Annotated in this window: 6 protein-coding genes and 1 rRNA gene; 2 read left to right on the top strand and 5 right to left on the bottom strand. The window is 69.4% G+C overall.

Annotation, left to right across the window (positions count from 1 at the left end):
- The 3 genes from BLT23_RS36785 to glnA form a co-directional block, all read right to left on the bottom strand.
- Positions 1-512 (bottom strand): 16S ribosomal RNA (locus tag BLT23_RS36785); the annotation flags it as partial.
- A 489-nt stretch (positions 513-1001) separates the two neighbouring features.
- Positions 1002-4532, bottom strand: coding sequence for an FkbM family methyltransferase (locus BLT23_RS36780; protein ID WP_143036171.1), 3531 nt, complete (start codon positions 4530-4532; stop codon positions 1002-1004).
- 19 nt (positions 4533-4551) lie between these two features.
- A complete protein-coding gene (gene glnA / locus BLT23_RS36775; RefSeq protein WP_090059333.1) occupies positions 4552-5895 on the bottom strand; it encodes a type I glutamate--ammonia ligase in 1344 nt (447 codons plus the stop codon).
- Between the two features lie 125 nt (positions 5896-6020).
- Here glnA and BLT23_RS41150 point away from each other — a divergent pair, with 125 nt between their 5' ends.
- Together BLT23_RS41150 and BLT23_RS36770 are read left to right on the top strand one after the other, a co-directional pair.
- Positions 6021-6572 carry an LppX_LprAFG lipoprotein gene (locus BLT23_RS41150; protein WP_245744553.1) on the top strand — a complete coding sequence of 184 codons (552 nt, stop codon included), beginning with the start codon at positions 6021-6023 and terminating at the stop codon, positions 6570-6572.
- A 57-nt stretch (positions 6573-6629) separates the two neighbouring features.
- Positions 6630-8111 (top strand): MFS transporter, encoded by a 1482-nt coding sequence (locus BLT23_RS36770; protein ID WP_342713733.1) that lies wholly within the window; start codon positions 6630-6632, stop codon positions 8109-8111.
- On the opposite strand, the gene BLT23_RS36765 is transcribed toward BLT23_RS36770, so the two are convergent.
- Together BLT23_RS36765 and BLT23_RS36760 are read right to left on the bottom strand one after the other, a co-directional pair.
- Entirely contained in the window at positions 8066-9589 is a 1524-nt protein-coding gene (locus BLT23_RS36765; protein WP_090059331.1) for an alpha/beta hydrolase, read from the bottom strand. The two genes, BLT23_RS36770 and BLT23_RS36765, sit on opposite strands and share 46 nt — an antisense overlap.
- Complete coding sequence (locus BLT23_RS36760; protein ID WP_090059329.1) at positions 9589-11154, bottom strand: alpha/beta hydrolase; 1566 nt, start codon at positions 11152-11154, stop codon at positions 9589-9591. The genes BLT23_RS36765 and BLT23_RS36760 overlap by 1 nt, the downstream gene beginning before the upstream one ends.

Raw genomic sequence — 11154 nt, 5'->3', positions numbered from 1 at the left:
CTACGTATTACCGCGGCTGCTGGCACGTAGTTAGCCGGTGCTTCTTCTGCAGGTACCGTCACTTGCGCTTCGTCCCTGCTGAAAGAGGTTTACAACCCGAAGGCCGTCATCCCTCACGCGGCGTCGCTGCATCAGGCTTTCGCCCATTGTGCAATATTCCCCACTGCTGCCTCCCGTAGGAGTCTGGGCCGTGTCTCAGTCCCAGTGTGGCCGGTCACCCTCTCAGGCCGGCTACCCGTCGTCGCCTTGGTAGGCCATTACCCCACCAACAAGCTGATAGGCCGCGGGTCCATCCCATACCGCCGGAACTTTCCACACCAGACCATGCGATCCAGTGTCATATCCGGTATTAGACCTCGTTTCCAAGGCTTATCCCAGAGTACAGGGCAGGTTACCCACGTGTTACTCACCCGTTCGCCGCTCGTGTACCCCGAAGGGCCTTACCGCTCGACTTGCATGTGTTAAGCACGCCGCCAGCGTTCGTCCTGAGCCAGGATCAAACTCTCCAATAAGGACTGTGTTTGATCGCTCCAGACGGAATATGTCTGGCAATCTGGTATTACTACTCAAAGGAATACTCCTGACGAGGAGTATTCATATTACTGGCTGTGTTTCGGCACGCTGTTGAGTTCTCAAAGAACACGCGCTCACCGGGTCCGTTCTCCGTTTCCGGAGAGTTTCTCTCGGGGCTTGTGTTGAAAGCTTAGCTCGTTCGTTTTTCGCTTGTCAAATCAGCCGGTCTTGTTGAACACTGTGGCTTCTTCGAGGCGCTGCAAACTCGCTTCGCATTCAGTTTTTGCTTGGTTCAGAAGTTATCTGAGTGGCTTTCCCTGTGTCAAATCGGGGTCTTTGTCGGATCCCGGACAGCGCGGTAGGCCGTTCATTTAATTCTGGGGGTTTGACGCCGTGAGACTCTACCCGGCCCGATCCGCGGTGTCAACCGCTCGTTCCGGGGGTCTCGCTTGCGACCCGGAGAAAGTTACCCACCGGGACGATCAGTGTCAAATCGCCTGGTCAGCGGGCTGCTTGAGCGGTACGGCGGGCGCGGGAGCCGCCGGCTTCGCCCCCACGGGACGCGGCCGCAGCCACAACGAGACCGACCGGAGCCCCTCCATCGCCTTCACGATCTGGTCGGGAGCGGCCACCTGGCGGGTCGCGAGCGGCACCAGGTCGTAGCCCCAGATGCCGAACTCCTTCAGCACCGTCACCGGATCGTCACCGAAGTCGGCCGTCGCGGTCGCCGAGAACTCGAGGAACACGTGCGGCCGGTCGCGGCGCAGCAGCCGGACCAGGCCGGCGAGCGCGCGATGGCCGCGGCCGGGGGTGTCGACCCGCACGACCGACAGCTTCATGCCCTGCACCAGCGCGATGTCGTCGAGCTCCTTGTCCAGGCGCACCGACCGGACGCGCGGCACGTCCTCGCCGGCGTCCTCGGCCAGCGGTGACACGGAGACGCCGCCGGTCAGCGTCGGCGACGCCGCCAGCTCGCCGGGGCTCTCCCACGCCGCGCCCTCGACCACGGTGAGCCGGTCGGCGACCGCGGCGGGCAGGTTCGCGGCGACGTTGTGCCGGAGCAGGGCCGCGGCGGAGGCGTCGGGCTCGACGGCGACGACCGCGCCCATCAGTCCCATCCGCGACAGGACCCGCAGCGAGTGGTAGCCGACGTACGCGCCGACGTCGAGGAAGATCCCGTCGGGTTCCAGGACGGAGTCCATCAGGTCCGCGAGTTCCGGTTCCCACACGCCGTTGGACGACAGCAGCGGGAGCATGAACGCGTCGTCGGACGGGAGCCGCATCATGCCCGCGTCGCACAGCACCAGCGACGACCGCACCGCGGGCGCGTCACCTGCCGCTTCGTGCTGGCGGACCACGACCCGGCGCAACGCGTCCGCGCTCTGCTGCGCGTGGTTGGCCGTGCGGACCGCGGCCTCCAGGCGCTGGTCGCGTTCGCGGAACACTTCGACGACCTTGGACTCCAGCGTGTCGATCCGGTCGAGCGTCCGGTCCAGCGCCACGGTGAGCTTGTCGATCCGCTCGGCCAGCACCTCGGTGGACTTCGCGCGCTTGGCGGCCTCGGCGACCACGGCGTCCTCGATGTCGCGCATCCGGCGGCCTTGACCGGCCATGTCCGCGCGCACGCGCACGACCCCGTCGTCGACGCCGACCAGCTGGTCGCCGAAGTGCGACTGCCGTTCGGCGACCTGCTCGACCTCGGCGCGCAGCAGCTCCAGCTCACCGATGCCGACGCCGTCTTTCAGCGCGTCCTGCCGGTTGACCAGCTCGGACACCGTGCGCTCGACCCCGTCGACCAGGGTGTGGAGCACTTGGCGCATGTGGTTGTCGTAGTGGTCCAACGCGCGCAGGACGACCTTGCGCAGCGCGGGTGCCATCGGTGTCCGATGTGGTCCGTCGACCGTGGGCTGGCGCAGCAACGCGTGCTTAGCGGATTGCAGCGCGAGCATCGGGTCGACTTCGGCCTTCGGCTTGGGCCGACGCGCGCGCCATCCGCGATAAGCGTGCTCGACGCGTTCGCGAAGAACCTCGCTGACGCGTGAAACGGAGCGCACGGACAACACGTGCTCACGTCCGGCCATGCCGAGCGCGGCGGCCGTGGGCAGGTCGTCGGCCAGTGAACGCAACAACCGCGAGGCGGCCTGCACGTCGGGTTCGGCGCCTTGGTGGCACGGCACGAGCACCGCCGTCTTGCCGAACAGCTCGGCGACGGCTCCGTGGTCGGACGCCACGATCGGCACGCCCTGCACGGCCAGTTCGGCCAGGCGCAGCGCGATCCGGTCGTCCGCGCCACCGCGGTGCAACGACAGCACGGCGTCGGCCGACAGCAGGACCTTCGGGTCCGCGACCAGGGAGATGCGCTGGTCGGAGGCGGTGGCGAGGCGCAGCCGCTCGGCGGCCTCGGGGTGGTCGAGCGCTCCGGACACGGCGATGCGCAGCTCGACGTCGGACCTGTCGGGGAAGGCGGTGAGGAACGCGGACACGGCACCCAGCACGTTGCCGGGCCTATCCAGCTCGTGGTCCGCTATCGCCGCGAACACCACCACGTCACCGGACGTGTGCTCACGAGCGCCGGGGTCGTGCACGGGTACGGGCACCACACGCACGATCGGTCCGCCGATGCGTTCGGCGGCGGCACGGGACAGGTCGGACGACAACCACAGCTCGTTCACGCCCGTGCGGTCGTCCGCGGCCGTGGCGTCCAACGCGACTTCGACGACGAAACGGTCCGGAGGCACCTCGTCGTCAGGAGAGGTGCGCACGACGACGGGGTAGCTCGCGGACGTCGACACCGGCAGTCCGGACGCACGCGCGGCGGCGAGCACCGCTTCCGTCAGCGGGCCCGAGCCCACGACGGAGACACCGAGCTGGTCGAGCAACGCCGGTCCTTCGATCCGCGGCTGCGGCACGGCGGGCACCGGCAGCCGGCCGGACGCCACCCCCACACCGGCGCACCACTCGCGCCACGCCTCGGCGTCCGCGCCGAACGGGGCGGGGAACTGGCGGCGCAGCGACTCGTCGGCCCGCCAGACGGCGTCGGACCAGCGGGTGCCGCCGTGCTCGGTGCGCTCGCACGCCCAGACCAGGAACCCGCCGCCGCCGTCCTCGCCGAACGCGGGCGGCGGCGTGGGGTCGGCCGCGCGGTAGTCGGCGCGCAGCTCGGACGGGATGTCCGTGCCGTCGATCAGGGCTCCGAACCGGTACGGCACGGGTGCCACGGTCCAGCCGGACTTCACCAGCTCGCCGCGGTAGGCGGTGCAGAGCTCGGCGACCTCGGGGTGCTCGGAGAGCAGCACACGGGGACGGTCGGCGAAGTCGGCGGACAGCAGCCACGGCCGCCGCGGGTCGAACCCGCGGAAGTGCACGGTCAGCAGGTCCTGGCCGACCACGGCCAGGGAGCCGGACTCGGTGCGGTGCAGCGGCCGGTCCGCGACGTTCCACACGGACACGCCGACCCGTGCGTCGCGCACGACGTGGTGGGGGACGATCGCGGGCATGTCCAGCGAGTCGAGGTAGGGCTCCGCGCCCTTGCCGACGGCGATGAAGCCTGGGTCGAACGCGCCGAGCTCGTGCAGCTCGGCAGGGCCTGGCCGCAGGCCGTCCGCCGGCAACGGGCGCAGCGTGCGCGGCAGCAACGCCACCGGCGCGTCGCGCAACGCCTCCAGCACGAGCTTCGTCAGCGACCCGAACACCTGCACCCACGGGTCGAGGTACAGCACCGGCATGCCCTGCGGCAGCAGCGCCTCCAGCAGCTTCGGCAGCATCGCGGCCTTCAGCCCGGACGCGTCCAGCGAGGTCGCGAGCACGTGCAGCTCGTCCTCGGGCACGCCGATGTCCGCCGGTGTCATCAGGCCGGGTCCCGAGTGCTCCGGCTGCGCGTCGACGACGAGCGCGACGAACCGCCCCTCGGGGTGTTCCGCGAGGAACGAGCTGGACAGCACCTTCACCGCGGGCAGTTCCGCCGCCGTGGCGACCGTGCAGGCGCAGATCGTCGGCTGGAACCGGGGTACTTCTGTCACGGAGAGCAACGTATCGGCCTCACAGGACGGGAAGAAGAGTCCGCAACTCGTACGGGGTGACGCTACGACGGTACGCGTCCCATTCCGTCCGCTTGTTGCGCAGGAAGAAGTCGTAGACGTGCTCGCCCAGCGCTTCGGGGAGCAGCTCCGAGTTCTCCATCTCGGTCAGCGCCTCGCCGAGGTTCTGCGGCAGGTTCGCGTAGCCCGCGGCGCGGCGTTCCCGGTCCGTGAGCGACCACACGTCGTCCTCGGCGGGCGGCGGCAGCTCGTAGCCCTTCTCGATGCCCTTGAGGCCGGCGGCAAGGACCACCGAGTAGGCGAGGTACGGGTTGCACGCGGAGTCGAGCGACCGGACCTCGACGCGGCGCGACGACGACTTGCCCGGCGAGTACATCGGCACCCTGACCAGCGCGGACCGGTTCGCGTGGCCCCAGCACACCGCCGTGGGGGCCTCGCCGCCGACGATCAGCCGCTTGTAGGAGTTGACCCACTGGTTCGTCACGCCGGAGATCTCGCGCGCGTGCTTGAGGATGCCCGCGACGAACTGCTTGCCGATCTCGGAGAGCTGGAACGGGTCCTCTTCGTCGTAGAACGCGTTGCGGTCGCCCTCGAACAGCGAGAAGTGCGTGTGCATGCCGGAGCCCGGCTGGTCGGAGAACGGCTTGGGCATGAACGAGGCGCGCACGCCCTGCGTGATCGCGACCTCCTTCACCAGGTACCGGAACGTCATGACGTTGTCGGCCATCGTCAGGGCGTCGGCGTAGCGCAGGTCGATCTCCTGCTGGCCGGGCGCGCCCTCGTGGTGGCTGAACTCGACGGAGATGCCCATCGCCTCCAGCGCCTCGATGGCGTGGCGGCGGAAGTGCGTGGCCGTCTCGTGCGAGGTCTGGTCGAAGAACCCGCCGTTGTCCGCGGGCTCGGGCTCGACGCCGTCGTCACGCAGGCTCTTGAGCAGGAAGAACTCGATCTCGGGGTGCACGTAGCAGGTGAACCCGGCCTCGCTGGCCCGCGACAGGGTGCGCCGCAGCACGTGCCGCGGGTCGGCCCAGGACGGCGAGCCGTCGGGCATGGTGATGTCGCAGAACATGCGCGCCGAGTAGTTCGAGCCCTCCGGTGTCTGCCACGGCAGCACCTGGAAGGTCGCGGGGTCGGGCTTCGCGACCATGTCCGACTCGTAGACGCGGGCGAAGCCCTCGATCGCCGAGCCGTCGAAGCCGATGCCTTCGCTGAAGGCGCCCTCGAGCTCCGCGGGCGCGACCGCCACGGACTTCAAGAAGCCCAGGACGTCCGTGAACCAGAGCCGGACGAACCGGATGTCGCGTTCCTCTAGCGTGCGGAGCACGAACTCCTGCTGGCGGTCCATATGCGGCAGCTTAAGGGCTCGGGACTCACTACGATCAACGCATGTCCGCCCGTTGGTTGTTGGTTTGCGCACTCGCCCTGCTCACGAGCTGCACTTCCGGGGGAGATCTCCCCGATGGTGCGACTTTGCTCTCGCAGTCGGCCGAGACGATGCGCGGGGTCAAGACGGTCCACTTCACCATCAAGGTGGACGGCGAGCTGCCCGACGTGCCGGTGAAGGACGCCGACGGCGACCTCACCTCCGCGGGCGAGTCCAAGGGCACGGCGAAGGTGACGTTCGGCGGGCAGCTGCTGGCCGTGGAGTACGTGCTGACCGGCGGGAACCTGCACTTCAAGGGCCCCACGGGCGGCTACACCAAGCTGCCGGCGGCGTTCGCGGGCCAGGTGTACGACCCGTCCGCGATCCTCGACCCCGACCGGGGCGTGGCGAAGGTCCTGGCCAGCGCGAAGGACGCGAAGACGAAGTCGTCCGGTGACGTGTCGGTGGTCGAGGCGACGGTGCCGAAGGACGTCGCGGCCGGGCTGGTGCCGGGCATCTCCGAGGACGTGAAGTCGACCTTCTCGCTGGGCGGCGACCAGAAGCTCAAGAGCGCGCTGTTCGAGCTGCCCGGCGGCCAGAAGGTCGACATCGGCCTGAGCGACTTCGACAAGTCCGTCACGGTCACGGCGCCCGAGTAGATGCCGAACCGGACAAAGAGGACGGTCGCACTCGCCGCGTCGGGTGCGGCCGTTCTGTTGGGTGCCCTCGACGCGTACGTCGTCGTCGGTGTCCTCACGGACATGGTGCGCGATCTCGGCATCGCCGTGAACGAGCTGGAGCAGGCGACGCCGATCGTCACCGGCTACCTGCTCGGGTACGTGGCCGGGATGCCGCTGCTCGGGCAGCTGTCGGACCGGCTGGGGCGGCGGTTCGTGCTGCAGGTGTCGCTGCTCGGGTTCCTGGTGGGCTCGGTGGTCACGGCGCTGGCCGGGGACGTGCCGCTGCTCGTCGCCGGCCGCGTGGTGCAGGGCCTGGCCGGGGGCGCGCTGTTGCCGGTGACGATGGCGCTGGTCGCGGACCTGTGGGAGGAGCACCGGCGGTCGTCGGCGCTCGGCACGGTCGGCGCGGCCCAGGAGCTGGGGTCCGTGCTCGGCACCCTCTACGGGATCGGTGTCGCGACGCTGTTCAACGCCATGCCGTTGTTCGAAGCGTGGGAGCCGCAGAGCTGGCGGTGGGTGTTCTGGGTGAACGTGCCGCTGGCGGTCATCGCGATGGTGGTCGTGCAACGGACCGTGCCGAACACACGGCGCGAGGTCCGCATCGACGTCGTGGGCGGTGTGCTGCTCGCGCTTGCGTTGTCGTTGCTGGTGGTCGCGCTCTACAACCCGACGCCCGCGGAATCCGTGCTGCCGTCGTGGGGCTGGCCGGTGCTCATCGCGGCGTTCGTGGTTCTCGCCGGGTTCTTCCTGTGGGAACGTCGTGCCGCCGTGAAGCTCATCGATCCCGACGGCGTGCAGTGGCGTCCGTTCTGGGTGGTGCTCGGCGTCTCTCTCGCGGCCGGCGCGGCGCTCATGGTGACGTTGGTCGACGTCGAACTGTTCGCGCAGACCGTGCTGCGTCAGGACTCGGCCGCCGCGGCGACGCTGCTGACCCGGTTTCTCGTGGCGTTGCCCGTCGGCGCAGTTTTGGGCGGGTTCCTCGCTTCGCGGTTCGGTGACCGCTGGGTCTCGTTCGCCGGTCTCGCGATCGCGTCGGTGTCGTACGTGTTCATCGCGCAGTGGCCGGCGGACGTCGGCGGCTGGGTGCTCACCCGCGACCTGGCGATCGCCGGGTTCGGCCTCGGCCTGGTGATCGCGCCGCTGTCCGGCGCGGTGCTGCGTGTGGTGCCCGCCGTGCGGCACGGCGTCGCGTCGGCGTTCGTCGTCGTCGCGCGCATGACGGGCATGCTCGTCGGCGTGGCGGCGTTGTCCGCGTGGGGACTGCACCGCTTCCGCGAGCTGACGGCAGACCTGGACACGCCGCTGCCGTTCGGCGTCGAACCCGCCGAGTTCCAGCGGCGGATGGCCGACTACCAGCGCGGGCTCACCGAGGCGCTGCTCACCGAGTACCACGAGATCTTCCTGATCACGTCGGTGATCTGCGCGCTCGGAGCGCTGGGGTCGATCCTCCTGCCCTCGACGGGCTCACGCGGTCAGCAGACCACGTCCGTCTCGGGCAGCCGCAGGTCCGCCAGGTAGTTCGTCGCCACGCCGTCCACGCAGCCGATGCCCGCGAGGAACGCCGTGTGCTGGTTGCCGTTGTACGTCAGCAGCCGGGCCCCGAGCGACTGCGCGAGGTCCACACCGGACTGGTAGGGCGTGGCCGGGTCACCGGTCGTCGAGACCACCAGCACCTGCGGCAGGCCCTTCACCACCGGCTTGCGCGGTTCGGACGTGTGCGGGGCGGGCCAGAACGCGCACGGGCCGAGCGCCGTCTCGTCGGACGGGACCGTGTCGTTGCCCAGCAGCTCCAACAGCCTCCGACGGTTGGACTCCAGGGTGGCGCGGTCCTTGACCGGTGGTTCGTCGACGCAGCGGATGGCCACGAACGCGTCCTGGATGCGGCTATACGTGCCGTCCTGGGCGCGGCCGAGGTACTGGTCGGCGAGCTGCAGCAACGTGGTGCCCTTGTTCTGCCGCAGCTCCTGAAGGCCCTTCAGCGCGGTCTCCCACAGCCGGTCCGAGTACATCGCCTGGATGATGGCGGTGTTCGCGTCCGAATGGGACAGCTTGCGGTCGCCCACCTGCAACGGGGTCTTCTTCAGCGGCTCGATCATCTGCCGGAACTTCGACTCGGCGGTGCCGGTGTCCGTGCCGATGGGGCAGTCGCGTTGGGCGCACCAGCTCGCGAAGCGCTGGAACGACTCCTCGAAGCCCTGTGCCTGCCGCGCCGACGCCGCCACCTTGTCGCCGTTGAGCTCCACCGCGCCGTCCAGCACCATCGCGCGCACGTTGCGGGGGAACATCTCGGCGTACAACGCGCCCAGCCGCGTGCCGTAGGAGTAGCCCAGGTAGCTCAGCTTCTTGTCGCCCAGCACGGCGCGCAGCACGTCGACGTCCCGCGCTACGTCCCGCGTGCCGACGTTGCGCAGCAGGTCGATGCCACTGCGCTGGGCGCACTTCTCGACGAAGAACTTGTTCTCCGCCTCGACCGCGTCCGCCGTCTCGCCCTTGGGACGAAGCCGTTGCGCGTCGCGTTCGGCGTCGGTCAGGCACAGCACGCGGGGCTGGCTCGCGCCGACGCCGCGCGGGTCGAAGCCCACCACGTCGAACCGCTTGCCGACCGGGTTGCCCGCCTGCATGTTCGCGACGTGCGCCATGCCCGAACCGCCGGGACCGCCGGGGTTCACCACGAGCGAGCCCACCTTGCGGCCCGGTTCGGTGGCGGGCCTGCGCAGCAGAGCGACCGTGACCGTGCCGACGTCCGGCTGCGCGTAGTCGAGCGGAACCTGCAGACGCGCGCACTGGATGCCCTCGCGCTCGAACAGGGTCTTGCTCTTCGCGTCGGTCGCGTAGGGCTGGCACGCACCCCACGACAACGCCTGCGCGTAGAAGCGTTCGAGTCCTTTGCGCGCGGCGACGGGTGAGCCGTCGATGCGGGCGAACGACGTGGACGTGCCGAGCACGATGATCAAGGCGAACAGGGCCGCGGTGACTCGGGATCGCCTCTTCGTCATTAGGCGCACCGGGTTCCGTCAGCGGGCAGCGTCTGGTCGATCAGGTACTTCACGCCGGCGTCGTCCACGCACTTCTCGCCCTGGAGGAAGACCGTGTGCTGTACGCCCTCGAACGTGAGCAGCCGCGAGTTGAGCGCCTTGGCCAGGTTCACGCCCGCCTCGTACGGCGTGGCCGGGTCGCCGGTCGTGGAGATGACCAGCAGCGGCGGGATGCCCTCCGCCTTGGGCGGCGCGGTGTCGGCGGTGACGGGGACCGGCCAGAACGCGCACGAGTCGAGCGCGGCGCCGGGCGGGTTGCCGTCGTCGAGGAACGGCGCGGCGGCCTTGTACGCCCGCGCGGTCTCCAGCAGCTTGTCCTTGTCCGTGAGCCGCTGGTCGTCGACGCAGTGCACGGCGTTGAACGCGTCCGTGATGGTCGAGTACTGGCCCTGCTCGTCGCGGTCGTAGTAGGCGTCGGCCAGCGCGAGCAGGACGCGGCCCTTGCCGTTGCGCAGCTCGGTGAGGCCGTTGAGCAGCACCGGCCAGAGCTGCTCCGAGTACAGCGCCTGGATCGTCGCGGTGATGGCGTCGTTGTAACTGAGCTTGCGGTCGCCGACGGCGACCGGGGCCTGGATCAGCGGCGTCGTGAGCTGCCGGAAGCTCGTGCTCGCGTCGTCGCCGGTCAGCGGGCAGTCGCCCTTCTCGCGGCACCACTTCACGAACTCGTCGAACGCCTGCTGGAAGCCGGCGGCCTGGGCGACCAGCGACGCGAGCGGGTCCTGAGCCGGGTCGACGGCACCGTCGAGGACGAGTGCGCGCACGTTCTGGGGGAAGGTCTCGGCGTACTCGGTGCCTATGCGGGTGCCGTACGAGTAGCCGACATAGCTCAGCTTCGCGTCGCCGAGCGCAGAGCGGAGGACATCCATGTCCTTAACTACGTCTCGCGTGCCCAAGTTGGCGAGCATTGCCTCGCCGAATTTTGTCCCGGCCGCACACTTCTCGGCATACGCCTTGTTCTCTTGCTCCGTTTGGGCGATTCCGGCCGGGCTGGTGTCCAGATCGAGGTCCAGCCGCTCCTCGTCGCGCTCCGGTCCGGTGAGGCAGCGGACCGCCGGTTCGCTCGCGCCGATGCCCCTCGGGTCGAACCCGATCAGGTCGAACCGTTTCGCGAGCTCGGTCTTGCGGTAGTCGTTGAGCATGCCCGCGGCGGCCGCCATGCCGGACGCGCCGGGACCGCCCGGGTTGATCAGCAGCGAGCCGATCTTGTCGCCGGTGGCCTTGTAGCGGAGCACGCCGATCGTGATGGTGTCGCCGTCGGGCTTGGAGTAGTCGAGGGGGACCTCGGCGCGGGCGCACTCGACGTCGCGCTTGCTGCCGTACGCCTGGCGGCTCGACCCGGTCGTGGCGAACGGCGCGCAGTCCTGCCAGGCGAGCTGCTGGCCGTAGAACTCCTCCAGTCCGGCGGGGACGGTCCCGGCGGGACCGGCCTTCTCGAGGGACACGCCCGGCCTGGCCCCTCCCTCGACGATCGACGTGCAGGACGCGAGCAGCGGAATGACGAGCAACACGCTCAGGAGACGGACCAC

The organism is Lentzea fradiae (assembly GCF_900100955.1).
Taxonomy (GTDB): Bacteria; Actinomycetota; Actinomycetes; order Mycobacteriales; family Pseudonocardiaceae; genus Lentzea; species Lentzea fradiae.
The sequence above is the reverse complement of the archived record's forward strand: the minus strand, read 5'-3'. Positions and strand labels throughout refer to the sequence as shown.